This window comes from Pseudomonas syringae (genome assembly GCF_021606685.1).
In the GTDB taxonomy this organism is placed as follows: domain Bacteria; phylum Pseudomonadota; class Gammaproteobacteria; order Pseudomonadales; family Pseudomonadaceae; genus Aquipseudomonas; species Aquipseudomonas syringae_R.
Genome location: NZ_WKCB01000004.1, coordinates 69638 through 96139, shown reverse-complemented (window position 1 = coordinate 96139; position 26502 = coordinate 69638). Strand labels below are relative to the sequence as shown.

Annotated in this window: 26 protein-coding genes; 13 read left to right on the top strand and 13 right to left on the bottom strand. The window is 61.0% G+C overall.

Annotated features, from left to right (window positions below):
• Positions 1-25: 25 nt before the first annotated feature.
• Positions 26-667 (bottom strand): NAD(P)H-dependent oxidoreductase, encoded by a 642-nt coding sequence (locus GIW02_RS02940; RefSeq protein WP_236410518.1) that lies wholly within the window; start codon positions 665-667, stop codon positions 26-28.
• Between the two features lie 137 nt (positions 668-804).
• Between GIW02_RS02940 and GIW02_RS02935 the strand changes: the two genes are divergently transcribed.
• On the top strand, positions 805-1704 hold the full coding sequence (locus tag GIW02_RS02935) for a LysR substrate-binding domain-containing protein (protein ID WP_236410517.1): 900 nt from the start codon (positions 805-807) through the stop codon (positions 1702-1704).
• 98 nt (positions 1705-1802) lie between these two features.
• A complete protein-coding gene (locus tag GIW02_RS02930) occupies positions 1803-2333 on the top strand; it encodes a ferritin-like domain-containing protein (protein ID WP_236410516.1) in 531 nt (176 codons plus the stop codon).
• Positions 2334-2479: 146 nt separating this feature from the next.
• Here GIW02_RS02930 and GIW02_RS02925 read toward each other — a convergent pair whose 3' ends face one another.
• Positions 2480-4549 carry an AsmA family protein gene (locus GIW02_RS02925; protein WP_236410515.1) on the bottom strand — a complete coding sequence of 690 codons (2070 nt, stop codon included), beginning with the start codon at positions 4547-4549 and terminating at the stop codon, positions 2480-2482.
• 369 nt (positions 4550-4918) lie between these two features.
• On the opposite strand from GIW02_RS02925, the gene GIW02_RS02920 reads away from it, so the two are divergent.
• Positions 4919-5329, top strand: a complete 411-nt coding sequence (locus tag GIW02_RS02920; RefSeq protein WP_236410514.1) for a hypothetical protein — start codon at positions 4919-4921, stop codon at positions 5327-5329.
• A gap of 151 nt (positions 5330-5480) precedes the next feature.
• Positions 5481-6113, top strand: coding sequence for a TetR family transcriptional regulator (locus GIW02_RS02915; protein ID WP_236410513.1), 633 nt, complete (start codon positions 5481-5483; stop codon positions 6111-6113).
• Positions 6114-6118: 5 nt separating this feature from the next.
• Here the strand turns inward: GIW02_RS02915 and GIW02_RS02910 are convergent, their stop codons facing one another.
• Positions 6119-6613 carry a C40 family peptidase gene (locus GIW02_RS02910; RefSeq protein WP_236410512.1) on the bottom strand — a complete coding sequence of 165 codons (495 nt, stop codon included), beginning with the start codon at positions 6611-6613 and terminating at the stop codon, positions 6119-6121.
• Between the two features lie 277 nt (positions 6614-6890).
• On the opposite strand from GIW02_RS02910, the gene ureE reads away from it, so the two are divergent.
• From ureE to GIW02_RS02885, 5 genes are all read left to right on the top strand, one after another.
• Positions 6891-7391, top strand: coding sequence for an urease accessory protein UreE (gene ureE, locus GIW02_RS02905; RefSeq protein ID WP_236410511.1), 501 nt, complete (start codon positions 6891-6893; stop codon positions 7389-7391).
• The gene (locus tag GIW02_RS02900; protein ID WP_236410510.1) at positions 7388-8062 is read left to right on the top strand and encodes an urease accessory protein UreF; all 675 of its coding nucleotides are present in this window, start codon (positions 7388-7390) and stop codon (positions 8060-8062) included. Before ureE ends, GIW02_RS02900 begins: the two co-directional genes overlap by 4 nt.
• Before the next feature lie 10 nt (positions 8063-8072).
• Positions 8073-8687, top strand: coding sequence for an urease accessory protein UreG (gene ureG / locus GIW02_RS02895; RefSeq protein ID WP_003188109.1), 615 nt, complete (start codon positions 8073-8075; stop codon positions 8685-8687).
• Positions 8688-8708: 21 nt separating this feature from the next.
• Positions 8709-9281: a HupE/UreJ family protein gene (locus tag GIW02_RS02890; protein WP_236410509.1), complete on the top strand. Its 573-nt coding sequence runs from the start codon at positions 8709-8711 to the stop codon at positions 9279-9281.
• Positions 9282-9462: 181 nt separating this feature from the next.
• Entirely contained in the window at positions 9463-10572 is a 1110-nt protein-coding gene (locus tag GIW02_RS02885; RefSeq protein WP_236410508.1) for an AGE family epimerase/isomerase, read from the top strand.
• Positions 10573-10722: 150 nt separating this feature from the next.
• Here GIW02_RS02885 and GIW02_RS02880 read toward each other — a convergent pair whose 3' ends face one another.
• The 9 genes from GIW02_RS02880 to amaB all read right to left on the bottom strand — a co-directional run bounded on the left by GIW02_RS02880 (position 10723) and on the right by amaB (position 21795).
• A complete protein-coding gene (locus GIW02_RS02880) occupies positions 10723-11628 on the bottom strand; it encodes a cation diffusion facilitator family transporter (RefSeq protein WP_236410507.1) in 906 nt (301 codons plus the stop codon).
• Between the two features lie 195 nt (positions 11629-11823).
• Positions 11824-12588 carry an SDR family oxidoreductase gene (locus GIW02_RS02875; protein ID WP_236410506.1) on the bottom strand — a complete coding sequence of 255 codons (765 nt, stop codon included), beginning with the start codon at positions 12586-12588 and terminating at the stop codon, positions 11824-11826.
• 787 nt (positions 12589-13375) lie between these two features.
• Positions 13376-14092, bottom strand: a complete 717-nt coding sequence (locus GIW02_RS02870) for an ABC transporter ATP-binding protein (RefSeq protein ID WP_236410505.1) — start codon at positions 14090-14092, stop codon at positions 13376-13378.
• The gene (locus tag GIW02_RS02865; RefSeq protein WP_236410504.1) at positions 14089-14964 is read right to left on the bottom strand and encodes an ATP-binding cassette domain-containing protein; all 876 of its coding nucleotides are present in this window, start codon (positions 14962-14964) and stop codon (positions 14089-14091) included. Before GIW02_RS02865 ends, GIW02_RS02870 begins: the two co-directional genes overlap by 4 nt.
• On the bottom strand, positions 14961-16238 hold the full coding sequence (gene livM / locus GIW02_RS02860) for a high-affinity branched-chain amino acid ABC transporter permease LivM (RefSeq protein WP_236410503.1): 1278 nt from the start codon (positions 16236-16238) through the stop codon (positions 14961-14963). Before livM ends, GIW02_RS02865 begins: the two co-directional genes overlap by 4 nt.
• A gap of 2 nt (positions 16239-16240) precedes the next feature.
• Complete coding sequence (locus GIW02_RS02855) at positions 16241-17155, bottom strand: ABC transporter permease subunit (protein ID WP_003188099.1); 915 nt, start codon at positions 17153-17155, stop codon at positions 16241-16243.
• A 183-nt stretch (positions 17156-17338) separates the two neighbouring features.
• Entirely contained in the window at positions 17339-18475 is a 1137-nt protein-coding gene (locus tag GIW02_RS02850; protein WP_236410502.1) for a branched-chain amino acid ABC transporter substrate-binding protein, read from the bottom strand.
• Between the two features lie 374 nt (positions 18476-18849).
• Positions 18850-20133, bottom strand: a complete 1284-nt coding sequence (gene amaA / locus GIW02_RS02845) for an L-pipecolate oxidase (protein ID WP_236410501.1) — start codon at positions 20131-20133, stop codon at positions 18850-18852.
• Positions 20134-20304: 171 nt separating this feature from the next.
• Entirely contained in the window at positions 20305-21795 is a 1491-nt protein-coding gene (amaB, locus tag GIW02_RS02840) for an L-piperidine-6-carboxylate dehydrogenase (RefSeq protein WP_236410500.1), read from the bottom strand.
• A gap of 153 nt (positions 21796-21948) precedes the next feature.
• Here amaB and GIW02_RS02835 point away from each other — a divergent pair, with 153 nt between their 5' ends.
• The 3 genes from GIW02_RS02835 (at position 21949) to nadE (ending at position 25091) form a co-directional block, all read left to right on the top strand.
• A complete protein-coding gene (locus GIW02_RS02835) occupies positions 21949-22839 on the top strand; it encodes a LysR family transcriptional regulator (protein WP_236410499.1) in 891 nt (296 codons plus the stop codon).
• Positions 22840-23045: 206 nt separating this feature from the next.
• Positions 23046-24260 carry a nicotinate phosphoribosyltransferase gene (gene pncB, locus GIW02_RS02830; protein ID WP_024073104.1) on the top strand — a complete coding sequence of 405 codons (1215 nt, stop codon included), beginning with the start codon at positions 23046-23048 and terminating at the stop codon, positions 24258-24260.
• 3 nt (positions 24261-24263) lie between these two features.
• Positions 24264-25091 (top strand): ammonia-dependent NAD(+) synthetase, encoded by an 828-nt coding sequence (nadE, locus tag GIW02_RS02825; RefSeq protein WP_236410498.1) that lies wholly within the window; start codon positions 24264-24266, stop codon positions 25089-25091.
• A gap of 238 nt (positions 25092-25329) precedes the next feature.
• On the opposite strand, the gene azu is transcribed toward nadE, so the two are convergent.
• On the bottom strand, positions 25330-25776 hold the full coding sequence (gene azu / locus GIW02_RS02820; protein ID WP_236410497.1) for an azurin: 447 nt from the start codon (positions 25774-25776) through the stop codon (positions 25330-25332).
• Positions 25777-26107: 331 nt separating this feature from the next.
• Between azu and GIW02_RS02815 the strand changes: the two genes are divergently transcribed.
• Entirely contained in the window at positions 26108-26290 is a 183-nt protein-coding gene (locus GIW02_RS02815; protein ID WP_101265946.1) for a hypothetical protein, read from the top strand.
• Positions 26291-26502 lie beyond the last annotated feature (212 nt).

Sequence of the window (26502 nt, the reverse complement as noted above, 5' to 3'; positions counted from 1 at the left end):
ACCGCCCCATGACGCCCTGGCGTTTTTAGAACTGCCCTGCCAGCTCATGCAGCTGGCGTTCGGCCTCTTCGCAGGCACGCTGGAACACGCTTTTGTCCGACTCCTCACCTTCTGCGGCGATCACCTGGATATCGTCGATGCCAATAAAGCCCAGAATCGTACGCAGGTGCGGATCGGCGTGGTTCATCGCCTCGTTTTCGCCGCCCGGGCCAAAGCCGTTGCCGCCGCGACTGGTAATGATCAGGGCGCGCTTGCCCGTCAGCAGACGGTGATACTGCGCAATGCCCTGGCTGTCTTGGGTGACATCGAACGTCAGGCCCATACGCACGATCTGATCGATCCAGGCCTTGAGCCCGCTGGGCACGCCGAAGTTGTAGAGCGGCATGGAAATGACCAGCAGCTCATGCTCGATCAACTCACCGACCAGTTCGTCGCTTAATTGCAGGTCGGCCTTCATCACCTTGGGCAGCGACTGCGGCTCGGGGTAGAAATTGGCCGCCACGAAGGCTTCACTGACATGGGGAATCGCGGCGCGACCGACTTCGCGTCGGGTCAATTGAGCGTCCGGATTAGCGGCTTGCCAGGCCTCGATAAACGACTCGGCGAGGCGCCGGGAGTGGGAACGCTCGCCACGGGGACTTGAATGAATCACTAACATTTTTTTCATCTGTCACAACCTTCACGGACTAAACTCGGACGACCAGGATGGTCGCCGCTCATGCCCGCAAATCTAGGCACGAGCGCCCTCCCCGACAAATGAGCAATAGTTGATCAAGATGAATTAGTTTCATCCATGGAGCCCACATGTTCGCCTCGCTGCCCCTGACCGCCCTGCGCACCTTTGAGTCGGCATCGCGCCTGTTGAGCTTCAAGGCCGCCGCCCTGGAGCTGTCGGTAACGCCGACGGCGGTGTCCCATCAGATTCGCAGCCTGGAAACCTGGCTGGGGGTGCCGCTGTTCGAGCGGCTGCCACGCCAGGTGCGCCTGACGGACGCTGGCGAGCGCTTGTTTCACAGCGTGCATGGCGCCCTGCTCGATGTGGCGCAAAGCCTCGACACCTTGCGCCCGCAACGCAGCGCCGGGCACCTCACGGTGTCCACTACGCCGGCGTTTGCCGCGCTGTGGCTGGTGCCGCGTCTGGGGCGGTTTTATACCGCCCACCCGGACATCAACTTGCGCCTGGATACCCAGTGCGAAGTGATCGACTTGCAGCAGGACGCCAGCGTCGACCTGGCGATCCGCTACAGCCTCGGCGACTACCCCAACCTTTATGGCCAGTGTCTGTTCGATGAGGGTTTTGCGGTGTACGGCTCGCCCGCACAGGTCGCCCTGGCCGCGACCCGGGTGCCCACCCTGATCAGCGTGCGCTGGCACAACTCCGAGCTATACGCCTTGGGTTGGCAAGCCTGGTGCGAAAAAGCCGGGGAGTCGTGGCTGGCCCACACTGCGCAATTGCGCGAATACGATGAAGAGCACTACGCGCTGCAAGCAGCCATTGCCGGCCAGGGGCTGGTGCTGGCGAGCAATATCCTGGTGTCGGAAAGCGTTGCCACCGGGTTGCTGGTGCCTTATCGGCCGCAAATCAGCGTGGACGGCGCCGGCTACAGCGCGCTGTGCGTACCGGGCCGTGAGCGCCACCCGCCGGTTCGCGCGTTTTTCCAGTGGGTGCGGGAGGAAGCGCAGCTGTCCGGCCAAGCGGTGTGAAATCCGATAAAACTTTTTGCGTTGCCTGGGACTCACAACTTGGAGCGATCACGCCGGCAGAGCGTGGCGCAAAACCGGATTAGTACCAGGAGATTGAGATGACTGAAGCACACCTGACTGACGTTGCGACCCTGCGCAGCCGCGCCCGCCAAAACGTCGAAAACGGCGCTGTGACCGAAGGTTACGACGCCGACCGCGAAGAAATCATTCGCCTGCTCAACGCGTCGCTGGCCACCGAACTGGTCTGTGTGTTGCGCTACAAGCGCCACTACTTCATGGCCAGCGGCCTGAAAGCCAGTATTGCCGCCGATGAATTCCTCGAACACGCCACCCAGGAAGCCGAGCACGCCGACAAATTGGCCGAGCGTATCGTGCAACTGGGCGGCGAGCCGGAGTTCAACCCCGACCTGCTGTCGAAGAACTCCCATGCCCAATACGTCGCTGGCAACAGCCTCAAGGAAATGGTCTACGAAGACCTGGTAGCCGAGCGCATTGCGGTGGACAGCTACCGCGAAATCATCCAGTACATCGGCGATAAAGACCCGACCACACGCCGGATCTTCGAAGACATCCTGGCCCAGGAAGAAGAACACGCCGATGACATGGCGGATATTCTGCAAGGCCTGTAACCCGTAACGCTGCAAAACCAATGTGGGAGGGGGCTTGCTCCCGATGGCGGTTGGTCAGTCACTGAATGAGTTGACTGATACACCGCTATCGGGGGCAAGCCCCCTCCCACATTTGCAACTGCAGCCTGCGGCCTGCAGGTTGTCAGTCAGCCTTTCACCGTCTTGGGCGCCTTGCCTTCCTTCATCTGCTGCAGCAATGGCGCGCACTCGTTCGGCTCGCCGCCGCTCGGTGCAACCAGTGCCAGCAAGCCTGCCGCTGGGCCGGCAATCACCCCCAAGGCCACCATGCCAGCACCACGCAGGGCCAGGGGGATGGCTTTCACACCGGCATTCGGCTTGATAAACGGCCCGTTGACGTACAACGGCGAACGCAGGGAGAACAGGCGGAAGCCCTTGGATTCCGGCGTGATCGTCAGGTCCAACTGCTCTGTGGCCATATTCGCCGTGCCATCGATGTAGATGATCGCGTTCTCGGTATCGAACACAAACAGCCGCGTCGTCGCCAGCCCGGTCTTGATGCCGAAATCTGCCGCCGCGCAGTTGATCTTCACTTCCTTGTCGCCGAACAGGCGCCCGACCACGTAGTTACCCACGTTGAGCCCGGCAATTTCCATCAGGCTGCGGCTGATGGCGCCATCGTTGATGAGCATTTTCAGGTCGCCGTTGGACGTGCCCAGCAGCGCTGCCACCGAGTTGCCGCGCCCGGAAATATCGGCATCGCCGTTGAGTTCACCGAAGCTGGTTTTCATCGGTTCAAAGGTTGGGAACAACTGCTTGAGCTTGAAGTTGCGCGCGGTGAGCTTGGCGCGGCCTTCCATCGGCGTGGTGCGGCCGTTGAGGCGGATCTGCGCATCGAGCTTGCCGCCGGCCACGCCGAAGCGCAGGGGTTCCAGGCTCAGCTCGCCGTTATTGAGGACCAGGTGGGTGTAGAGGTCGGTAAAGGGCAGGTCGGCACTGTGCACGATGCGTTTGCCGGTGAATTCCACATCGGCATCCATGTCGCGCCAGCGTTCGGTGCGGAACTCCTCCACCGGCAGCACTTTGGTCGCGGGTTGTTTGCTCTCGCCGCCACGCGCCTTTTGCTTGGCGTTGGAATCGGCGCCGATCAGCGGCGCGAGGTCGGTCATCAGCAATTGGTTGGACACCAGCGCACCGCTGAGCTTGGGCCGGGGCTGGCTGGCGACGTAGCCCAGGTTGCCATGGATGTCGCTGTTGCCGATCTTGCCGTTGAAGTTCTCGTAGGTGAATGAGGCACCGCTGGCTTCATGCAGTTTGGCGATCAGGTGACCGTCGGTGGAATAGGCTGGCGAGTCCGGCAGGGTCACGCCGGTCAGCGGGTACAGGTTGCCCAGGCTGCTGCCCGCGAGCTTCAGGCGCAGGTCCAGGGCGCCGAGGTTCAGCGGGTCGGTCAGCGTGCCGGCCAGGGCAATGCTGGTGTCGGCAATCTTGACCTGGGCTTGCAGCGGGAACGGCTTGGCCGCGTCCTGCAGCGCCAGCAGGCCGCCGATCTTGCCGCTGCCGTCGAGCTTCTGGCCGTGGTACTGGCCTTTGACCTTGAGACCAAACGCGTAGTCCTGTGGGGCGGAGCCTTTTTCCAGGGCCTTCTTGGCATCCGCATCGCCAACGATTTCGCCGAACGGGATGGGCTTGCCCAGCGGGTCGATGATCACGTCCAGCTGGGTCTTGAGGGTTTGGTCGTCGAGGGTGACATGGCCCTTGTCGAAGCCGATGGCGCCGATGTCCACCACCCAGTTGGAAGGTTCTGCGTTGGGGTCTTTGGGGTCGAACTTGAACGTCCAGTTGGCGCGGCCATCGGCCAGGCGCTGCAACTCGGCGCTCGGTTCGGTGAGGTCGATACGCGGGACCACCACACGCTGTACCAACAGCGCCAGTGGCGAAATGCGCAGCTCAACCTTCTTCAGCGTGACCATCTGCGGTTTTTTCGACCAGTCCGGGTTGCCCAGGGTCAGGTCTTCAGCAATCACATGCGGCCACGGCACCCAGGCGCGCCAGCCACCTTCGTCGGGCTCACGCGCCCACACCACGGCCAGGTTGCCGTTGATGGCAAACGGGCGATGCAATTCTTCGGAGACCTTGGCATTGAGCGGCGGCTTGATGCGGTTCCAGTCAAAGAACACCAGAACCAGCACCACCACAGCGATGAGCAGAACGAAGCTGGCGCAGCTCCAAACGACGATTTTACGAGTGCGCGTCATTGCACAGGACTCCTGATTACGACTGAGGGTGCACGCTGCCGCGCACCTTTTGACTACAGCTTATAGAGCTACGACTGACAAATGGTCTGGGGGTTTAGCCGGAGTGCGCATTCGTCGCAAAAAAAGCGACTTCTCCTACAGCTCGCGCGACCTAAACCTTCAACAATGCACCGGTGTTACCCACAGACGGGTCGAAAATACCCACCATGGTGCAAAACCGCGTGCTTGAGAGGCCCGTCCTAGAGCCTCTCCGACGAACAATCAATTCTGTTGATTATTACCATTGTGTTTATGAACTTTTATATCGACTTATCGAGAGTAGCATTAGCCCTGTACCCACTTTATCGCCCTCCCAAGGAGCAACCCATCATGAAACGCCAATTACTCGCTACCGCCCTGTTATCCATCCTGGCTTCCAGCGCCTTTGCCCTGCCAGCCGCCGAACAAGCAATCCCGCAAAACAAAGCCCAAGCCGTTGAATCCAGCCAGACCCTGGCTCGCAGCGGTTCGCAAGAAGACGAAAACCGCGACTACGCCAAAGGCGCTGTTGCTGAAAACGGCCGCAGCCGCCTGGAAGAGAAAGGCCTGGTTGAAGGTGGCGCCGAAAACGCCAACAAACGCGCCTACACTGAAGGTGTTGCCGAAGGTGGCCGTGATCGCCTGGAACAGAAAGGTCTGGTTGAAGGCGGTTCCGACAACGCCAACAAACGCGCTTACACCGAAGGCGTTGCTGAAGGCGGTGCCGACCGTCTGCAAGAACTGCATCAAGCACAGAGCTAAGCCTGTGGTGGCCCAGAAAAAAGCCCGATCTGTCGATCGGGCTTTTGCTTTTGTATAAACCGCGTCACCTACCCTCCCCGCCAAGTTCGACGCCGACGAAGCTGTTTTGCTAGAGTGCATCGCTGTACTTGTCGACAAAGCCCGCCCGCCAATGCTGCCCCGCGCCGAACAGAAGCAACAGACCCGCCTCGCCTTGATGGACGCAGCCCGCCATCTGATGGAGTGTGGCCGTGGGTTCGGCAGCCTGAGCCTGCGCGAAGTGGCCAAGACCGCCGGCATCGTGCCCACCGGTTTCTATCGGCATTTTGACGACATGGACCAGCTTGGGCTCGTATTGGTCAGCGAAGTAGGCCAGACCTTTCGCGCCACGATCCGCCTGGTGCGCCACAACGAGTTCGTGATGGGCGGCATCATCGACGCCTCGGTGCGGATCTTTCTCGATGTGGTGTCGGCCAACCGTTCGCAGTTCCTGTTCCTGGCCCGCGAGCAATACGGCGGCTGCCTGGCAGTGCGCCAGGCCATCGGCGCCTTGCGCGAAGACATCACGCGCGACCTGGCCGCCGACCTGACGCTGATGCCCAAGCTTCAGCACCTGGATGCCCAAGGCTTGCACGTGATGGCCGACCTGATCGTCAAGAGCGTGTTCGCCACCCTCCCCGACATCATCGACCCGCCTGCCCAGGCCTTGCCTGCGCACCTGACGCCCCAGGCGAAAATCACCCAGCAATTGCGCTTTATCTTTATCGGCCTCAAGCATTGGCAAGGGCTCGGCAGCACCGAGTAAGCCTGTCAGCCCGCCGTATGAAAACGCTTGGCGGAGGTGTAGTTCTTGTCCCAATAAGCTTTGCTCAACGAGTCGATTCGCACGCGCTTGCCGGTGCTGGGCGAATGAATGAACTGACCATTACCGATATAAAGCCCGACATGGCTGACCTGACCGCGCCCATTGCCCTTGAAAAACACCGCATCGCCCGGCTTGAGCGCCTCGCGCGGGATGGTCGTGGCGGCTGAGCGGTGCATCTGCGACGTGGTACGCGGCAACCGGATATTCGCCTCGGTCTTGAACAGATAGACCAGCAAGCTGCTGCAATCAAACCCTTGCTCAACCGTGGTGCCGCCGCCTTTATAAGGCGTACCGAGCAACGCGTGGGCGCGTCCGATCACCTTATCAATGACGGGCGGCTGCGTAACTTCGAAGGTCAAGCGTGGTTGCCAGTTGGCCGAGGCAGAGACGATGGTAAACACTGGACTGAAAATGACCCAACAACACAATGACTTGAACATGAGGAATGCCGCCGTGAATTAAACAGGCCACACAGGCTACTGAAGCGGCGTTCAGCGGGTTTAACGTCGACGCTTACGCTCAGGTAGGAAAAGTCCTAAAACGCCCATCACGGGTGCGCCCACCTCAGCCTCGCACCATCTTGAGGCACCCCAATACACGTCCTACGCCCTGTTTAGTGGCATTGACGCGCCTGCCTACAGGCAATTCTTACCCTGCATGCGGGTTGGCAAGCCCCTTGCTCTATGTCTTTCATCGCTCATAGCTGGAAGATTTCTGATGCTGGTGATCCACCGCCGAATCGCCCCCCAGGCCCTCTGGGCCGCCGAGCTGCTGCTGAACTTCGAAGCACGCAGCAAAAGTCGCCTGCGCTGTTTCAGTGCCGACGGCGAAGACGTCGGCCTGTTCCTGGAGCGCGGCCAGCCACCGCTGCACGATGGCGAATGCCTACAGGCCGAAGACGGACGCGTCGTACGCGTTTGCGCGCGGCCTGAACAACTGTTGCACGTCACCTGCAGCAGCGCCTTCGAACTGACTCGCGCGGCCTATCACCTCGGCAATCGCCATGTGGCCTTGCAAGTCGGGGATGGCTGGCTGCGCTTGCTCGATGACTACGTGCTCAAGGCCATGCTTGAGCAGTTGGGCGCGCATGTCGAGACGCTTGAGGCGCCCTTCCAGCCGGAACATGGTGCCTACGGTGGTGGGCATCATCATTCGCGGCATGGCGATGAAGATTTCAACTACGCGCCCAAACTGCACCAGTTCGGCGTGCGTTTATGAACCCAGCCTGGGCGCTGCTGCGTCTGGCCAGTCCGCAATTGCCGATTGGCGGCTACAGCTATTCCCAAGGGCTGGAAATGGCCGTGGAAAACGGCCGCGTGAACGATGCCGCCAGTGCTGGGCGCTGGATCAGCGACCAGTTGCTGCTCAACCTGGCGCGCTTTGAAGCGCCGCTGCTGCTCGCCCACTGCCGCGCCGCTGCCGAGCAGGACTGGCCGCGCCTTGAGCAATTGTGTGAAGAGCACCGCGCCAGCCGCGAGACGCGCGAGCTGTACCAGGAGAGCCGGCAGATGGGCTATTCCCTGCAACAGTTGCTCAACGGCTTGCCCGAACTGGACAGCGCCGCCCGGCAATTCCTTGAACGCTGCCCCGAACCGCACTTGGCCCTCGGCTGGGCGCTGGCAGCACGGGCCTGGGCGATCAGCCCCGACGACGCCCTCGCCGCGTGGCTCTGGAGCTGGCTGGAAAACCAATTGGCCGTGCTGATGAAAACCCTGCCCCTGGGCCAGCAAGCCGCACAACGCCTGACCAGCCAATTGCTGCCGCTGCTGCAACAGGCCCAGCAGGACGCCGCCCGTATCGACCCCAACCATTTCGGCAGCGCCGCCTTTGGCCTGTCCCTGGCGTGCATGGCCCATGAGCGCCAGTACAGCCGCCTGTTCCGTTCCTAGGAGAAGCAAAATGAACACACAACCCCTGCGCGTCGGCATCGGCGGCCCGGTGGGCTCCGGCAAAACCGCGCTGACCCTGGCCCTGTGCCTCGCGCTGCGTGATCGCTACAACCTGGCAGTGGTCACCAACGACATCTACACCCGCGAAGACGCCGACTTCCTGGTGCGCAACCAGGCCCTGGCACCCGAGCGCATCATCGGCGTGGAAACCGGCGGCTGCCCGCACACGGCGATCCGCGAAGACGCTTCGATCAACCTGGAAGCGGTTGACCAACTCAACCGTCGCTTCCCCGGCCTCGACCTGATCCTGGTGGAGTCCGGCGGCGACAACCTCTCGGCCACCTTCAGCCCGGAGCTGTCGGACCTGACCATCTACGTGATCGATGTGTCCGCCGGCGACAAGCTGCCACGCAAGGGCGGGCCCGGTATTTGCAAATCCGACCTGCTGGTGATCAACAAGATCGACCTCGCGCCCCTGGTCGGTGCCTCGCTGGAGCTGATGAACAGCGACACCCAACGTATGCGCAACGGCAAACCCTTTGTGTTCAGCAACCAGAAAACCGGTGTCGGCCTGGACGACATCGTCGCCTTTATCGAACGTCAGGGTCTGCTGACCGCTGCCTGATCAACCCCAAGGAACCTGTCCATGAGCCTCAAAAAACTCTTCGCAGCCGCCGCCCTGCTGCTCACACCTGCCCTGGCCTTTGCTCACCCGGGCCACGGTGACAACGGCCTGCTTGCCGGCATCAGCCACCCCTTGGGCGGGCTCGACCACTTGCTGGCCATGGTGGCAGTGGGCTTGTGGGCCGCCCAACAAAAGGGCGCCGCGCGTTGGGCGCTGCCCTGCACCTTCGTGGGCACCATGCTGATTGGCGGCGTGCTGGGTTTTGAAGGCCTGGAGTTGCCACTGCTGGAAAGCGGGATTGCCGCGTCGGTATTGGCCCTGGGCCTGGCGGTCGCCTTGGCGGTGCGCCCGCCGCTATTCATGGCGGTAGGTGCCACGGCGCTGTTTGCGCTGTTCCACGGTGTGGCCCATGGTTTGGAGCTGCCGGACATGTCCAGCCCTTGGGCGTATGCCGCCGGGTTTGTCGGGGCGACCGCGGTGTTGCACGCCGCCGGGTATGCCGTGGTGCGCTTGCTGCCGGCCGCGGCGGCGCCGTTGGTGCGGATTGCCGGGGCGGCTTCGGCGGCGACTGGGGTTTGGTTGCTGGCGGGGTGATTTGCGGGGCTGTTGAGGGCCTCATCGGGGGCAAGCCCCCTCCCACACTGGACTGCGTTCCAAAGTTGGAACTCGGTCAAATGTGGGAGCGGGCTTGCTCGCGAAAGCGCTCACACAGACACCACCGAACCCAAGCCTGCTACCATGCGCGCCTACACCCCTGCCGTGACGACGCCAGCCAATGCCCAGCGCTTTCCCACCCGCCTTGAATTCTGTGCTCACCCACTTCCATGACCTGATCGTGCCGCTCTGGCAAGGCCCGGGCTGGAATGCCGAGTTGGCGCTGCCCTACGAGGCGCTGGACGCCGATCACCAACCGCTGCCCCCACATCGCTACCGCGCCATGGCCTGTGCCCGGCAGCTGTACCTGTTCGCCAGCCTGATCGGCGAGCCGGGTGCGGCGTTCGCCGAGGAGCGCGCGGCCGCGCTGTTCCGCTCCCTGCAGCGGCATTTCCACGACGCCGAGCACGGCGGCTGGTTCTACAGCATCGACCCGGCCGGGCAGCCGCTGGACAAGCGCAAAGACCTCTACACCCACGCCTTCATTATCTTTGCCTGCGCGCATTACTGGGCCAAGGTGCGTGAGCCGCTGGTGGAATCGGTACTCAACGCCGCCCTGGCAGTGGTCGCCCAGCGTTTCGCCACCGGCGACGGCCTGTACGAAGCGGTGTTGGAACGCAACTGGTCATCGCTCAAGTCGGGGCCCCTGCAGAACCCGTTGATGCACTTGGCCGAAGGCTTCCTCGCCACGCTGGCCGTGCGTGAAGACGCGATCACCCAAGACGCCCTGCTGGACTTGGCCACCGCCCTGCAGAAGCGTTTTATCGACCGCCAACACGGCGTGATGATGGAAAAACCGCTGGGCGCGGTGGATAACTGGTTTGAGCCGGGGCACCAGTTCGAATGGTTCTTTTTGCTCGAATCATCGCCCGTCCTGCGCGGCACCCCGCTGCATGCCTCGCTGACGCGCGCATTTGCCTACGCCGAGCAACAGGGTGTGGATAAGTTAACTGGCGCGGTCAGCGGCATGCTGGCCCTGGACGGCACCGTACGCGATGGCACTCAGCGCATCTGGGCCCAGGCCGAATACTTGCGGGCCCTGACCTTGCGACCGGGCAGCGAAGCCGTGTTGCAGCGCCAGTTGCTGGCGCTGCAACAGCATTTTCTGCATGAGAAAGGCTGGCATGAATGCCTGGATGCTCAGGGTGAGGTGAGTCGGCGGGATATGCCTTCTACCACGCCTTATCATTTGGCGACTTGTTATCAGGGTTTGATCCAGCATCTCGGGTGACCTGTCTGGCCTCATCGGGGGCAAGTCGAACCGTCGCACCGCCCCTCCCACATTTGTCCGCGTTTTCATGCTGGAACTCGGTCTAATGTGGGAGGGGCGGTGCGACGGTTCGACTTGCCCCCGATGGCCTCACTTGGGTCTAACTGGCTGTCACGCAACCCACTTGCGATCCCCGGTAAAACTGATCGTCAGCCAGCGCGCCGCATCCGGCGTGCCGAGCCCTGTGGATATCTCTTCGCGCAAGGCGTCCAGCGTCGCGACGTTATCCACCGGGTAATTCGCCGGCAACACTACATGAATCTCGATAAACCGCGCCCGCCCGTGCTTTTGCACGTAGGACACATAGTCATCGAAACCATGTCTGGCCTGCACTTCAGCCATAACTTCCCGCACCTTGTCGTCCAGTTGGTCCGGGGCGATCCCCAGCACCTCGCGCAACGCCGGGCGCAGGATCTTGAACGCCGGCGCCAGCATGCTCAGCGCCAACAGGATCAGGATCAGCGGGTCGACATACACCGCCCACTCGCCATAGCCCTGGGCCTTGAGCAACAGCGCGGCGAGAAAGCTGATCAGCAAGCCCACCGAGAGCATCGCGTCCACCAGCCAACTGATGTTGTCGAACTGAATCAGTGAGGATTTGAGGGTGCGATTGCGATAACGCACGTAGAAGAAATAGGCGAACTCCACCACGGTAAATACCGCCGCGTAGATGATCACCAACCCCAACTCGATCTCGCGCCCGCCATTGATGATGCCGAACACACCGTTAAGGAAGGCATAGATTGCGATCAGCAGCAGGAAGCTGCCTTCGATCAACAGCACCATGGGCTCCAGGTGCCAGTAGCCGAACTGGAAGCGGTCGTTACTTTTCTTCGCGATCAGCTTGGCCGTGATCAGCATCAACACCTTGATGGCGGTGGCGATCAGCGAGAAAAAGCCGTCGAACAAAATGGATTGGGCGCCGGATACCACGCCCGTGACAATCCCGGCGATCGCGACGGCGAACATCAGAATGGTCGATTGTTTGAGCAGTGCCTGCTCACCTCGGTTACTCACATTTCCTCCTGTCAAAACCTTTAAACCGCACAGTGCGGAGGGTTTTCCGGAGGGGAGTGTACCTTATGCCGTGTTTTGGCCGATTTGACGCCATCGAGGGCAAGCCCTCTCCCACATTCAACCGAGTTTCAACTTTGAAATGCAGTCAATGTGGGAGGGGGCTTGCCCCCGATGGCAGCGCCTCGGTCTTAAGCCTTACTTGGCCCCACGCTCAATCGCAAACCCAGCCCAGGTCTGGCTCACCGGCATCAGCTCCAACCGGTTGATATTCACGTGCGCCGGGGTGTTCAGCACCCAGAAGATCGTGTCGGCAATGTCCTGCGGCTGGATCGGCTCGGCGCCGGCGTAGGTGGCGTCGTAGCGCGCCTGGTCACCGCCGAAGCGCACCAGGGAGAACTCGCTCTCGCACAGGCCTGGCTCGATGTTGGTCACACGCACACCCGTGCCTTGCAGGTCGCAGCGCAGGTTCAGCGAGAACTGCTTCACGAACGCCTTGGAGCCGCCATACACGTGGCTGCCCGGGTACGGGTAGCTGCCGGCGATGGAACCCAGGTTGATGATCCCGGCGCCCCGGCCATGGGCGATCAAGCGTGGCAGCAGCAGGCTGGTGGTGGTCAGCAGGCCCTTGATGTTGGTGTCGACCATGGTTTCCCAATCGTCGAGGCTGCACTTGGGCGCAGGGTCGGTGCCCACGGCCAGGCCGGCGTTGTTGATCAGCCCGCGCAACGTGGCGAACGATGGCGGCAGGTTGGCGATGGCGTCTTCCATGCCCTTGCGGTCACGCACATCCACGACCAGGCCGTGCACTTCGGTCTGCTTGGAAAGCTCTTCGACCAGTGCATTCAAACGGTCGGCACGACGGCCAGTGAGCACCAGTTTCCAGCCGGCTTGGGCAAAACGACGGGCGCAGGCTTCGCCGAAACCTGAGGTGGCGCCAGTAATAAACAGCGTGTCGGACATGGTGTTCTCCTTGCGGGCATCGGGAAAAAAATCAGCCAGCAGAATGCCCTTACGCCGCGGTTGCGGCAACCGCTAAGCACGCAACTTGATGCATGACTGGTCATTTTTTAACCATGCCGAGCAAAGCCATATAAACCGTGGCCCGCAGCCATATGCGCGCAGGTTATCCACAGCTGCGCCCACAGTCTTTGGGGGCAAGTGTAAAAAGCCCCAAGCCGCTATTCACAAGGGCTGTAGACGGTTTTAGAAAGTTTTTTGCTTGACCTTGGCGGGGGCGTATGTAGGCCCTCGGGAAACGCAAAAATTCAGACGATGGCTCCAGGCCAGTCATTCCGGCCTCTGCGGCCGTCTTTCCAGAGTTTAGTCACAGACTTATCCACAGGCTGGCGGGACATATTTTGGTCATATACCTGTGTCTTTAAACAGGTTGACAAAACCCTTGAAGGGTTGCGAAAAAGCGCCTGATCAAAAAACAACCGCCGCGCTACAAGCCACGTAATCAAAGGCTTGCAGCCAGCTACACCCACGTTACCCACAGCCGGTTCCACAGCGGATGGGGACAAGTCAAAACTGTGACAAAACAGGGATTTGCGGCGGCTATATGTCGCGCTTTGGAGGCAGGCTGGATTTGTTTTCCACAATTTGGAAGCGGGTCTTGTGGATCACACAAAACAAATGTGGGAGGGGGCTTGCTCCCGATAGCTATTTGTCAGTCAAAACATCTGAAACTGACACACCGCTATCGGGAGCAAGCCCCCTCCCACAGGATACTGCGTTGTGATTTAAATCAGTGGCCACCCAAATAGGCGTTGCGCACTTCCTCATTCACCAGCAATTCCTTACCGGTGCCTGTCAGGCGAATCTCACCGTTGACCATCACATACGCCCGGTCCGACAAGCGCAGCGCGTGGTTGGCGTTCTGCTCCACCAAAAAGATAGTCATCCCGGTAGCCGCTAGCTCGCGCAGGGTGGCGAAGATCTGCTTCACCACAATCGGCGCCAGGCCCAGGCTCGGCTCGTCCAGCAGCAACAGCTTGGGCCGGCTCATCAGCGCGCGGGCGATGGCGAGCATTTGCTGCTCGCCGCCGGACATGGTCATGGCGCGCTGGGTGCGCCGCTCTTTGAGCCGTGGGAACAGCTCGAACATGCGCTGCATGTCTTCCTGGGCGAACTTATCCCCAATCGGGATGGTGCCCATCAGCAGGTTTTCCTCGACGGTCATGTCGGGGAACACCCGCCGCCCTTCCGGCGACTGCGCAATGCCGTTGGAGGCGATGTATTGGGACGACTTGTGGGTAATGTCGACGCCGTTGTACAGAATCTGCCCCGACTCGGCCCGTGGCTGGCCGAAGATCGACATCAGCAACGTGGATTTGCCCGCGCCGTTGGAGCCGATCAGGCTCACGGTTTCGCCTTCGTTGATGTGCAGCGAGACTTTTTTCAGGGCCTGGATCGGGCCGTAGAACACGTCCAGGTCCTTCATTTCGAGGATAGGTGCACTCATACCAGCTCCTCTTCGTCAGCGCCCAGGTAGGCGGCAATCACTTTCGGGTCGTTACGGATCGCTTCCGGCCCGCCTTCGGCGATCACGTTGCCGTGGTCCAGCACCACGATGTGGTCGGAAATACTCATCACCATGCCCATGTCGTGTTCGATCAGCACCACCGTCAGGTCGTGTTCGTCGCGCAGCAGACGAATCATCGCGCTGAGGGCTTCGGTTTCCTGGGGGTTGAGGCCCGCTGCCGGTTCGTCCAGGCAGATGATCTGCGGCCGGGTGCACATGGCGCGGGCGATTTCCAGGCGGCGCTGCTGGCCGTAGGAAAGCTCACCGGCCAGGCGGTTGGCGCAGTCCACCAGGTCGACCACTTCCAACCAATAGAAGGCGTGGTCGAGGGCGTCGCTTTCAGCCTTGCGGTAACCCTTAGTGTTGAGAATGCCCGCCAGCATGTTGCGATTGACCCACATGTGCTGGGCCACCAGCAGGTTTTCCAGCACCGACATTTCCTTGAACAGGCGAATGTTCTGGAAGGTACGCGCCAGGCCTGCACGGTTTACCAGGTGGGTGCCGCCGAACATCTTGTAGTACACGCGGCTGAAAAAGCTTTTGGGCGATACAAAGTCGGCGGCCTTGAAGCGCTCGCCGAGCAGTTGGATCACGTTGGTTTGCTTGCCACGGATATTGAGTTCGATCTTGCCGCCGCTGGCTTTGTAGAAGCCGGTGAGGCAATTGAAAACGGTGGTCTTGCCGGCGCCGTTGGGGCCGATCAGGGCGAAGATCGAGTTGCGTTCGACCTTGAGGCTCACGTCGCTCAAGGCTTTGATGCCACCGAAGTGCATCATCAGGTGTTCCACGGACAGGACGACTTCCTTGCTCATGGCGCCACTCCTTTACGTGGGGTCACACCAGTGCGGCTGATGCGGATCAGCCCGCGCGGTCGCCAAATCATCATCACCACCATCAACACGCCAAACAGCAGTACGCGGTACTCAGAGAAACTGCGCAGCAACTCCGGCGCGACAGTCAGCACGAATGCCGCAATCACCACGCCCACCGTCGAGCCCATGCCGCCCAGCACCACGATGGCCAGGATCAGCGCCGACTCGAAGAAGGTGAACGACGAGGGGTTCACAAACCCCTGGTAGCTGGCGAAAAACACCCCGGCCAAACCGGCCGTCGAGGCGCCGATGGTGAAGGCCGAGAGCTTGACCAGTACGTGGTTCAGGCCCATGGAACGGCAGGCGATTTCGTCCTCGCGCAAGGCTTCCCAGGCGCGGCCGACCGGCATGCGGGTCAGGCGGTGCTTGATGTACAGCACGGCCAGCACCACCAGGAACAGCACGATGTAGATGAACAGGAATTTGATGTTGGGGTTGTAGTCGATGCCGAAGAATTCGTGGAACGGAACCCCGCCATCCTTCGCGCGCCGCCCGAACTCCAGGCCGAGGAAGGTCGGCGATGGCACCGGCATGCCGTTTGGCCCGCCGGTAAACGACAGCCAGTTGTTGAGCACCAGGCGGATGATTTCACCGAAGCCCAGGGTCACGATGGCGAGATAATCGCCGTGCATCCTTAACACCGGGAACCCGAGTATGCACCCCGCCAACGCCGCCGCGATGGCCGCCAGTGGCAGCACGGTCCAAAAGCCCAGGCCGAGGTATTGATAACCCAGCGCCAGGCCGTAGGCGCCGATGGCGTAGAACGCCACGTAACCCAGGTCGAGCAGGCCGGCCAGGCCCACCACAATGTTCAGGCCCAGGCCAAGCAACACGTAGATCAGCCCGAGGATCACCACGGTCAACAGGTACTTGTTGGCGAAGATCGGAAACACGATGGCAATCACGATCAACGCCGGGATGATCCAGCGCAGCCGCGACTTGTAGTCCGGCGCCAGCACATGCACGCCAGAGCCACTGCTCTCGAAACCCTGCAGGATCTTCACGCCCTTGGGGGTTTGCAAGAACAGGCTCATGGCGAAGCGGCCGACCATCACGATGGCGACCAGCAGGCCCACGCGGGCCGGTTCCAGGTTGAAGCTGTAGCCGTCGAGGACCACGCCGACGATCGGACCGAACACGATCAGCGAAATCAGCCCGGCAAGGACCGTATCGACCACACTTTTCTTGATATCGATGGGTTTGGCAGCAGACATGTTTACACCTTAGCCACGAGTGGGCGACCCAGCAGGCCCTGGGGACGGAAAATCAGAATCACCACCAGCAGGGAGAAACTGAACACGTCTTTGTAGTCAGAGTTGATCAACCCCGAGAACAGCGACTCGGAAATACCCAGGATGATCCCGCCCAGCATCGCCCCAGGCAGGGAGCCGATGCCGCCGAGTACCGCTGCGGTAAACGCCTTGATGCCGATAATGAAGCCGGCGTAGAAGTCGAACGTGCCGTAGTTGAGGGTGATCAGCACGCCGGCCAACGCCGCCATCGCGGCACCGATGACAAACACGTAGGAGATCACGCGGTCGGTGTTGATACCCAGGATCGAGGCCATCTTGCGGTCTTGCTGGGTGGCACGGCACATGCGGCCGAGCTTGGTGTACTTGATGATGTAGGTGAGCAACGCCATGCCGGCAAACGCCGCCACAAGGATGAATACCTTGGTGTAGGTGAGCTGCACGAACCCGGTGCCGATGTCGACACGCCAGGCCCCGGCGAGCAGCGTTGGAATGCCTTGTTGTTTCGCACCCTGGGCGATCTGCGCGTAGTTCTGCAGGATCAGCGAGATACCGATGGCGCTGATCAGCGGAGCCAGTCGGGTGGAGTTGCGCAAGGGTTTGTAGGCGACACGCTCGATGACCCAACCGTACACGCCGGTAACGACCACGGTGAAGATCAACGTACCGAGAATGAGCAGCGGGAAGGATTCGATGCCGAAGTAAGCCAGCAGTGCCAGACTGATCGCCGCGAGGTAAGCGGAAATCATATAAACCTCGCCGTGAGCGAAGTTGATCATGCCAATGATGCCATAGACCATTGTGTAGCCGATGGCGATCAGGCCATAGACCGACCCGAGGGTCAGGCCGTTGACCAGTTGCTGCAGGAAAATACCATCCATAACGCAATCTCACGCGGTGAGCACCTGCACACCGGTGGGTGTGCGGAGCCTCTGGAGGAAAAGACAGATCTCAATAACAACACTGTCCCAATGTGGGAGGGGGCTCGCCCCCGATGCGGTGGGTCATCTGAACAACTGTTGACTGACACACCGCTATCGGGGGCAAGCCCCCTCCCACATGGATTACTTCTGCTTTTCCAACTGATGGTATTTGCCGTCTTTGTCCCACTGGTAAACCACGTAGTCGGACACTTTCAGGTCGCCTTTGGCATCCCAGGCTTTTTCACCCATAACGGTTTTCACCGGGTTCGCCTTGAGCCACTTGGCGGCGTCTTCGCCCTTGTTGGACTTGGCACCGTTGAAGCCGGCGGCCAGCGCCTGGACCGAGGCGTAGGCGTACAGGGTGTAGCCTTCAGGCTCAGTGCCGTTTTTGCGGAACTCTTCCACCACGGCCTTGCTGTCTGGCAGCAGGCGCGGGTCGGCGCCGAAGGTCATGTACACGCCATCGACGTATTGCTTGCCGCCGGCGGTAGCCACCAGCTCGTCGGTCACTACACCGTCATCGGACATGAACTTGACGTCTTTGAGGCCGGCTTCACGGATCTGGCGAACCAGTGGACCGGCTTCCGGGTGCAGGCCGCCGAAGTACACGACATCAGCACCGGTGGAGCGGATCTTGGTGACCAGGGCGCTGAAGTCTTTCTCGCCACGGGTCAGGCCTTCTTCCAGCACCGGCTTGACGCCGCGCTTGGTCAACTGGGCAGCGGTGGCATCGGCCAGGCCTTTGCCGTAGGTGTCTTTGTCGTTGATGACCGCGACTTTCTTGCCCTTGAGCACGTCGACGATGTAGTCGCCGGCGACGATGCCTTGCTGGTCGTCACGGCCGCACATGCGGAACATGGCGCCGAGGCCGCGTTCGGTCACTTGTGGGTTGGTGGAGCCCGGGGTGATGGCGATGATGCCAGCTTCGTCGTAAACCTCGGAGGCCGGAATGGTGTTGGACGAGCAGAAGTGCCCGACCACGCCGATCACTTTGTCCTGGTCGGCCAGGCGGTTGGCCACGGCCACGGCCTGCTTGGGTTCACAGGCATCGTCACCGGCAACCAGCTTGATTTGCTCGCCGTTGATGCCACCGGCCTTGTTGATCACATCGGCTGCCGCCTGGGCACCCTTCATGTACTGCTCACCGAATGCAGCGTTGGCGCCGGTCATCGGCCCCGCCACGCCAATTTTCACATCAGCTTGAACAAACGTAGAAACACCCAGCGCCGCTGCAACGGCAAGGGCCAGAAAACCTTTCTTGTAAAACGTCTGGGACATGAGTGGTGCTCCGATATTTTTGATTTTTGGCACGACAACTTGCATTCAAACCTTTCACTGAAAGCCCCGAGCAAGGCGCGTGCCATTACGTTTTTATTCTTCAAAAAGACACGGTGTCATTGTGATTGATGGCGTTTCGACTCCTTCTGTCAGGACGTGCAACCGTCTAGCGTCCAGAGGTGCAACCAATGGACCGAAAAAGTACAACCTCGGCAGGTCGCAGCTGCAACCGGAGGGATAAACGACAGTTCCTACACCTGTAACAATGTGCGTAACGGAACTGCACATTTACAGTGCGTGATTGCTACGACTTGCACCAATACAGATTAGTAGCCTGCTAAGAAAATGCAGGCTTTTGAGCGCTATTTCGCTGATCAGATCACGATCCGCAGGCATTGCCCGGCGTGATACAGCGAGAATCCCGCCTCATAAAGACAACTGCGCAGGCCCACCCCGGCCAGAGGCTGCATGGGCGTAAACGGGATAGGCAGCGCCTGGGGATTCTGGTGACACAGGTAGTCGGCAAAGGCCTTGCCGACCACGCTGCCGGTGGTCACGCCGCGCCCGTTATAGCCCGTTACTGCCACGAGGCCCGGCGCCGGTTCGAACAGGCGCATCAGGTGGTCAGGGGTGAAGGCGATGCAACCGGTCCAGGTGTATTCCCAGTGCACCGATTTGAGGTACGGGAAGTAATGCTGCTGCACCCGATCGGCCCACGCCTTGAGGAACCACGCCGGTTTCTGGTTACCGTTGCCCAGGCTGCCGAGCAACAGGCGACCATCGGCATCACGGCGGATACTGCTCAATACCTGGCGCGTGTCCCACGAGCCCTGGCCGCCGGGGAGGATCCGCTCGGCGGCGGCGTCGGTCAGCGGGGCCGACGCGACCTGGTAGTAATAACCGGGGAAGAAGTTACGGCGCAGCTCGGTCCATTCGCCTTGGGTGTAGGCATTGGAGGCGATGACCACCTGTGCAGCCTGCACCGAACCTTGCGCGGTTTGCACTGACCAGTGCGCACCCTGGCGCTCAAGTTGGGTGACGGGAGAATGGTCGAACAGCTGCCCGCCCAGGCCGACTGCTGCATTGGCCAAACCACTGGTGTAAGCCATCGGGTTCAAGGTGCCGGCACGTCTATCGAGCAAGGCGGCCGCGATTTTCCGCGTGCCCGTAGCGTCCTCGCAGGCCTGGCCGGTGAGCAATTCCACTGGCGCGCCACGGCGCTTCCATTGTGCTTCGCGACTGCGCAAATCCGCCTCGCCACGGGCGTTGTGCGCCATGTGCAGGGTGCCCTCGCGGCGCAACTGGCAATCGATGTTGTATTTGTCGATCAGGCTGAACACCAGCGACGGCGCCGCGCCCAACATGCGGTTGAGCTGACTGCCCACCGCTTCGCCGAAACCGGCTTCAATCTCGTCCGGTGGGATCCACATGCCGGCATTCACCAGCCCGACGTTGCGCCCCGAACCGCCGTGGCCGGTGCGATGAGCCTCCAGCACGGCGACGCTTTTACCCTGTTCCAGCAAGTGAATGGCCGCGGACAAACCGGTGATACCGGCGCCGATCACGCACACATCCACCTTGACCTCACCCTTGAGCGCGGCGCGATCGGGCCGGCTGGGGGTGAGGTGTTCCCATAAACATGTTTCGCGTAGCGCCATTGCCAGACTCCGGTGAGACCTAACAAACAACTTTTCCGAACTGCTAATGCGATCAAATGTGGGAGGGGGCTTGCCCCCGATAGGGGTGGATCAGTTGTACGTTTGTTGACTGACACACCGCCATCGGGGGCAAGCCCCCTCCCACATTTTCAACCGCGTTTCGACAGTGGTTTAGTCGAAGGTAATGCCCTGGGCCAGCGGCAATTCCAGCGAATAGTTCACGGTATTGGTCTGGCGACGCATATACCCACGCCATGCATCCGAGCCCGACTCACGCCCGCCGCCGGTCTCTTTCTCACCGCCAAACGCGCCACCAATCTCTGCACCACTCGGGCCGATGTTGACGTTGGCGATGCCGCAGTCACTGCCCACCGCCGACATGAACTGCTCGGCCTCGCGCACATCGGTGGTGAAGATGCACGACGACAAGCCCTGAGGCACGGCGTTGTTCAGGCGCAGGGCCTCGGCGAAGTCGCTGTAGCCAATCACATACAGAATAGGCGCGAAGGTTTCGGTGCACACCACGTCGCTCTGCTCGGGCATCTCCACAATGGCTGGCGACACGTAGTAGGCATTCGGGAATGTGTCTTCCAACTGGCGCTTGCCGCCGAACACCTTGCCGCCTTCGCTCAAGGCCTGCTCCAGGGCGTCCTGCATATTCTCGAAGCCGTGCTTGTCGATCAGCGGGCCGATCAGGTTGCCTTCCAGCGGGTGGCCGATGCGCACCTTGGAATACGCAGCCTTGAGGCGCGCAACGATGTCTTCCTTGACCGATTCATGCGCAATCAGGCGGCGCAGCGTGGTGCAGCGCTGGCCGGCGGTGCCGACGGCGCTGAACAGGATGGCGCGTACGGCCATGTCGAGGTCGGCGCTTGGGCCGAGGATCATCGCGTTGTTGCCGCCCAGTTCGAGGATGCTGCGGGCAAACCGTGCGGCGACTTTCGGTGCGACCTCGCGGCCCATGCGGGTGCTGCCGGTGGCGCTGATCAGGGCAACGCGCGGGTCATCCACCAGCGCGGCGCCGGCGTCACGACCGCCGATGATCACTTGGCTCAGGTACTCCGGTGCGCCGTCGAATGTCTTCAGCACGCGCTCGAACAACGCCTGGCAGGCCAGGGCGGTGAGCGGGGTCTTTTCCGATGGTTTCCAGATCACCGCGTTGCCGCACACCAGGGCCAGGGTGGTGTTCCACGCCCACACAGCCACCGGGAAATTGAACGCACTGATCACGCCGACCACGCCCAGCGGGTGCCAGGTTTCACGCATATGGTGGCCCGGGCGCTCGGAGGCGATGGTCAAACCGTACAGCTGGCGCGACAGGCCGACCGCGAAGTCGCAGATGTCGATCATTTCCTGCACTTCGCCCAGGCCTTCCTGGGTGATCTTGCCGGCTTCCCAGGACACCAGCTCGCCGAGATCCGCCTTGTATTCGCGCAACACGTCGCCGAACTGGCGCACCAACTCGCCGCGACGCGGGGCCGGCACCTTGCGCCATGCATCGAATGCATGCTCGGCGCGACTGACCTGCTGCTCCACCTCGGCGGCGCCTTCCCAGTGCACACTGCCGATGCGGCTGCCATCAATCGGCGAATGCACGGGCTGTTTGCCCGCCTGGTACAGCGCCGGGTTTACCCCGAGACGATCAAGCAATGCGGCAACCATGGGTCACTCCTTCAAACTCAAACAGAAAATTCGCGCCGCCACGGACACGGCGATCCAGACCTTAGTTGTAGCTGGCCCAAGACTTGCCAACAAACGACGATTAGGCGAGATATCATTCCGTTTATTCATGCAAAGAATAAAAAGAGGCATGCCGTGCTGAACAAAAGAAATTTGCCCTCGATCACCGCCTTGCAGTGCTTTGAAGCCGCCACCCGCCACCTGAGTTTTACCCGCGCCGCCGAGGAGCTGAACCTCACGCAAAGCGCGGTGAGCAAACAGGTGGCGCAGTTGGAGGAGTTGCTCCAGCACCTGCTGTTTCGCCGGGTGCGCCGCCGCTTGCAGATGACCCCGGCAGGCGACCTGTACCTGGTGGAAGTGCGCAAGATCCTCACGCAGGTGGAGATGTCCACCCACTATCTGCGCTCCTACGGCGGCGAAACCCAAGTGCTGCGCGTGTCCACGCCCTACACCTTCGGCGCGCGCTGGTTGGTGCCGCGCCTCAAGGGCTGGCGCTTGCGGCATCCGCAGATCCACCTGGACCTGTGCAACGAGCAGGAGCCGGACGAGCTGCTGCAGGGCAAGGCCGACATGGCGTTCTACTTTGGTCAGGGCTCACGGCCCGGCACCGAGAGCCTGAAACTGTTCAGCGAAGAGCTGATTCCCGTGTGCGCGCCGCACAGCCTGCCGGCGCAGCCGTTCACCGACCCCACGCAACTGAGCGACCTGGTGCTGCTGCAAAACGCCTCGCGCCCCCAGGGCTGGCACGACTGGTTCGCCGAGCAGGGTTACCAGACCGAGCACAGCTACCACGGGCCGCGTTTCGACACCGTCTATATGTGCATCCGCGCCGCCCAGGTGGGCTGCGGCGTGGCGCTGCTGCCGCGCTTTCTGGTCGAAGAAGAACTGGCCGACGGCAAGCTGGTGATCCCCTGGCAGCATGCGATGCCAAGCCAGGATGCTTACTATTTGGCGTACCCGGAGCATTCGGCGGAGGTGCCCAAGGTGCGCGAGTTTGTGAAATGGATGATGGAGCAGGTTATTTAGTGCCTGAAATACCGCTTTCGCGAGCAAGCCCGCTCCCACATTTGGAATGCATTTCAAATGTGGGAGCGGGCTTGCCCCCGATGAGGCCGGTGGCCTCACTGAAAAAATCACTGGCAAACCGACCCAGGTCTATGCGCCACTAGCCCCCTTCCTTAATTGTGCGTAAAGGCCGGCGCCCATCGCCGACCCGTCTGGAGATTCCCGTTATGAGCGAGAGTGTGTTTGCCGATCGCATCGTGCAGAACCTGCTCGACACCGACTTCTACAAGCTGACCATGATGCAGGCGGTGCTGCACAACTACCCGAACGTGGAAGTTGAATGGGAGTTTCGTTGCCGTAACAGTGAAGACCTGCGCCCGTACCTGGCGGAGATCCGCTACCAGATCGAGCGCCTCGCCGAGCTGAGCCTGAGCCCCGACCAACTGGGCTTCCTGGAACGCATCAGCTTCATGAAGCCGGACTTTTTGCGCTTCCTCGGGCTGTTCCGTTTCAACCTGCGTTATGTGCAGACCGGCATCGAGAACGGCGAGCTGTTCATCCGCCTGCGCGGGCCATGGCTGCATGTGATTCTGTTCGAAGTGCCGATGCTGGCCATCGTCAGCGAAGTGCGTAACCGCTACCGCTACCAGACCGTGATCCTCGAACAGGCGCGCGAACAGCTGTACCGCAAGTTCGACTGGCTGACCGCCAACGCCAGCAGCGACGAGCTGTCCGAGCTGCAAGTGGCGGACTTCGGCACGCGCCGGCGCTTCTCGTACCGCGTGCAGGAAGAAGTGGTCAGCGTGCTCAAGCATGACTTCCCCGGGCGATTTGTCGGCACCAGCAACGTGCACCTGGCCCGCGAATTCGATATGAAGCCATTGGGCACCATGGCCCACGAATGGATCATGGCCCACCAGCAACTGGGCCCGCGCCTGATCGACAGCCAGATCGCCGCCCTCGATTGCTGGGTCCGCGAATACCGTGGCCTGCTGGGCATCGCCCTGACCGACTGCATCACCACCGACGCCTTCCTCAGCGACTTCGATTTGTACTTCGCCAAGCTGTTCGACGGCTTGCGCCATGACTCCGGCGACCCGGTGCAGTGGGCCGAAAAAGCCATCGCCCACTACCACAAGCTGGGCATTGAGCCGATGAGCAAGACCCTGGTGTTCTCCGACAGCCTGTCGCTGCCCAAGGCGCTGGAGATTTTCCGTGCGCTACGCGGTCGCATTAACGTGAGCTTCGGTATCGGCACCAACCTGACCTGCGACATTCCGGGGGTGGAACCGATGAGCATCGTGCTTAAAATGACCGCCTGCAATGGCCAGCCCGTCGCGAAGATCTCCGATGAAGCGGGCAAGACCCATTGCACCGACCCGAATTTCGTCGCCTATTTGCGTCACGTTTTCAAAGTACCTGCCCTTTCCAGCAAGGAGTGAATCATGCAAGCCGTACAGCGTGAGATTGCGCAGCAGCTCAAGGTCCAAGCGCCATTCAACGACCAGGCCGCCCTTGAGGCCGAAGTGGCCCGCCGCATAGCTTTTATCCAGGACTGCCTGCGCAACTCCGGGCTCAAGACCTTGGTGCTGGGCATCAGCGGTGGCGTCGACTCCCTGACCGCAGGCCTGCTGGCCCAGCGTGCGATGCAGGAACTGCGGGCCAGCACCGGGGATGAGGCTTACCGGTTTATTGCCGTGCGCCTGCCCTACGAAACCCAGTTCGATGAAATCGACGCCCAGGCATCGGTGGACTTTATCGAGCCGGACGAGCGCCACACCGTGAATATCGGGCCGGCCGTGAAAGCCCTGGCCACCGAAGTGGCGGCGTTTGAAGGCAAGGCGGCGGTGTCCCGTGACTTCGTGCTGGGCAACACCAAAGCGCGTATGCGCATGGTCGCGCAGTACACCATTGCCGGTGCGGCGGGTGGGCTGGTGATCGGCACCGACCATGCGGCGGAAGCGGTGATGGGCTTTTTCACCAAGTTCGGTGACGGTGCCTGCGACCTGGCCCCGTTGAGCGGGCTGGTGAAAAACCAGGTGCGCTCGATTGCGCGGCACTTTGGCGCGCCGGAGTCGCTGGTGGAGAAAGTGCCGACGGCCGACCTGGAAGACCTGTCGCCCGGCAAGCCGGATGAAGCGTCACATGGCGTGACCTATGCCGAAATCGATGCGTTCCTGCACGGTGAGCCGGTGCGCGAGGAAGCGTTCCGGATTATCTGCGAGACGTATCGCAAGACTGAGCACAAGAGGGTTATGCCGTTTGCGCCGTGAGGTGAGTCAGATAGGTTTGTGTTGACTGTCAGATAGTCATCGGGAGCAAGCCCCCTCCCACAGTTGAATGTATTCACACTTCAAAGTGTTGGAGCGGGCTTGCTCGCGTCATCGGGGGCAAGTCGAATCGTCGCACCGCCCCTCCCACAGTTGACCGAGTTCCAACATGAGAATGCGGTCGAATGTGGGAGGGGCGGTGCGACGATTCGACTTGCTCGCGAAGAACGATAACGCGGTGTTACTTAACGACCACAGTGCCTTTCATCATCGAGATGTGGCCCGGAAACGAGCAGAAGAACGCGTAATCCGTGCCAGCCGCCAGCTTAGACACGTCGAAGGTCACCGAATCTTTCTCACCGGCACCGATGATCTTGGTGTGAGCAATGATGCGGTCGTCGCCTGGTTTCAGGTAGTCCTTGTCAATGCCAGCAGCCATGCCATCACTGGCAACCGGTTGCATATTGGCAGCGCTGGTCAGCACCCAGTTGTGGCCCATGACGGTTTTTGGCAAGTTGCCGGAGTGAGTCAACTCGACGGTAAAGGTCTTGCAGCTCTTGTCGATTTCAATGGCTTTGGTGTTGAACGACATTTGGTCAGTGGAGTCGACCGTGACCTTGCACTCTGCAGCAAGCAACTGGCCGCTCGCCAGAGTCAGCAGGGAAACAGCAATGAGTTTGGCAAACATGTGAATCTCCAAGGCAGGGTTTAAAAACGCGGATTGCGGTAAGGGTGCCTCAAACAGGCTTGAATTCTTATGATCTGCATCAACAGATTGTATACAACTTTAGGCTATCAGACTGATCAACACAATCTACCAGCCAAAGTACGACGACCCGCCTATGATCGGCCCATCACCCATCGGAGGCTCTGCCATGCACTTCAATCAATTCTTCAACGGCCTGCTGGCCGCGTACGCCTGCGGTAAGTGAAGGCCAAGCGCGCTGCTAAGCTGCTACCATAGCGACCCAAGGCAGCTGCGCGCCGCCACCCTCACCTTCGACCCTAGAGGATCGCCCATGGCCAAACCTAATTACTCCTTCGCCAAACGTCAGAGAGACCTGGCCAAGGAACAGAAGAAAGAGGAAAAACTGCAACGCAAGAAAGCCGCTGCAGACGAAGAAGCGGGCGCACTGAACCCGGATGCCGATGGTGAAGTAACGAGCGACGAGACCGAAACACCAAAAGATCCGGCTGAATAACTGACCGTTCCCACCCTGTGGCGAACGGATTTGTCGTGGCGAGCGGGCGTGTTGTGGCGAGCGGGCTTGCCCGCGTTGGGTCGCGAAGCGGCCCCGATCGATGCCCGTGGTGCTTCAGAAAGATCGTTGAATCGGTTATAGGGGCTGCTGCGCAGCCCAACGCGGGCAAGCCCGCTCGCCACAGCAAGCCTGCTTGCCATAGCACGCCGGCT

Bases quoted from the DNA above. Each gene is read 5' to 3' on its own strand.
- GIW02_RS02940 (WP_236410518.1), bottom strand. From the start codon at position 667: ATGAAAAAAATGTTAGTGATTCATTCAAGTCCCCGTGGCGAGCGTTCC.
- GIW02_RS02935 (WP_236410517.1), top strand. From the start codon at position 805: ATGTTCGCCTCGCTGCCCCTGACCGCCCTGCGCACCTTTGAGTCGGCA.
- GIW02_RS02930 (WP_236410516.1), top strand. From the start codon at position 1,803: ATGACTGAAGCACACCTGACTGACGTTGCGACCCTGCGCAGCCGCGCC.
- GIW02_RS02925 (WP_236410515.1), bottom strand. From the start codon at position 4,549: ATGACGCGCACTCGTAAAATCGTCGTTTGGAGCTGCGCCAGCTTCGTT.
- GIW02_RS02920 (WP_236410514.1), top strand. From the start codon at position 4,919: ATGAAACGCCAATTACTCGCTACCGCCCTGTTATCCATCCTGGCTTCC.
- GIW02_RS02915 (WP_236410513.1), top strand. From the start codon at position 5,481: ATGCTGCCCCGCGCCGAACAGAAGCAACAGACCCGCCTCGCCTTGATG.
- GIW02_RS02910 (WP_236410512.1), bottom strand. From the start codon at position 6,613: ATGTTCAAGTCATTGTGTTGTTGGGTCATTTTCAGTCCAGTGTTTACC.
- ureE (WP_236410511.1), top strand. From the start codon at position 6,891: ATGCTGGTGATCCACCGCCGAATCGCCCCCCAGGCCCTCTGGGCCGCC.
- GIW02_RS02900 (WP_236410510.1), top strand. From the start codon at position 7,388: ATGAACCCAGCCTGGGCGCTGCTGCGTCTGGCCAGTCCGCAATTGCCG.
- ureG (WP_003188109.1), top strand. From the start codon at position 8,073: ATGAACACACAACCCCTGCGCGTCGGCATCGGCGGCCCGGTGGGCTCC.
- GIW02_RS02890 (WP_236410509.1), top strand. From the start codon at position 8,709: ATGAGCCTCAAAAAACTCTTCGCAGCCGCCGCCCTGCTGCTCACACCT.
- GIW02_RS02885 (WP_236410508.1), top strand. From the start codon at position 9,463: ATGCCCAGCGCTTTCCCACCCGCCTTGAATTCTGTGCTCACCCACTTC.
- GIW02_RS02875 (WP_236410506.1), bottom strand. From the start codon at position 12,588: ATGTCCGACACGCTGTTTATTACTGGCGCCACCTCAGGTTTCGGCGAA.
- GIW02_RS02870 (WP_236410505.1), bottom strand. From the start codon at position 14,092: ATGAGTGCACCTATCCTCGAAATGAAGGACCTGGACGTGTTCTACGGC.
- GIW02_RS02865 (WP_236410504.1), bottom strand. From the start codon at position 14,964: ATGAGCAAGGAAGTCGTCCTGTCCGTGGAACACCTGATGATGCACTTC.
- livM (WP_236410503.1), bottom strand. From the start codon at position 16,238: ATGTCTGCTGCCAAACCCATCGATATCAAGAAAAGTGTGGTCGATACG.
- GIW02_RS02855 (WP_003188099.1), bottom strand. From the start codon at position 17,155: ATGGATGGTATTTTCCTGCAGCAACTGGTCAACGGCCTGACCCTCGGG.
- GIW02_RS02850 (WP_236410502.1), bottom strand. From the start codon at position 18,475: ATGTCCCAGACGTTTTACAAGAAAGGTTTTCTGGCCCTTGCCGTTGCA.
- amaA (WP_236410501.1), bottom strand. From the start codon at position 20,133: ATGGCGCTACGCGAAACATGTTTATGGGAACACCTCACCCCCAGCCGG.
- amaB (WP_236410500.1), bottom strand. From the start codon at position 21,795: ATGGTTGCCGCATTGCTTGATCGTCTCGGGGTAAACCCGGCGCTGTAC.
- pncB (WP_024073104.1), top strand. From the start codon at position 23,046: ATGAGCGAGAGTGTGTTTGCCGATCGCATCGTGCAGAACCTGCTCGAC.
- nadE (WP_236410498.1), top strand. From the start codon at position 24,264: ATGCAAGCCGTACAGCGTGAGATTGCGCAGCAGCTCAAGGTCCAAGCG.
- azu (WP_236410497.1), bottom strand. From the start codon at position 25,776: ATGTTTGCCAAACTCATTGCTGTTTCCCTGCTGACTCTGGCGAGCGGC.
- GIW02_RS02815 (WP_101265946.1), top strand. From the start codon at position 26,108: ATGGCCAAACCTAATTACTCCTTCGCCAAACGTCAGAGAGACCTGGCC.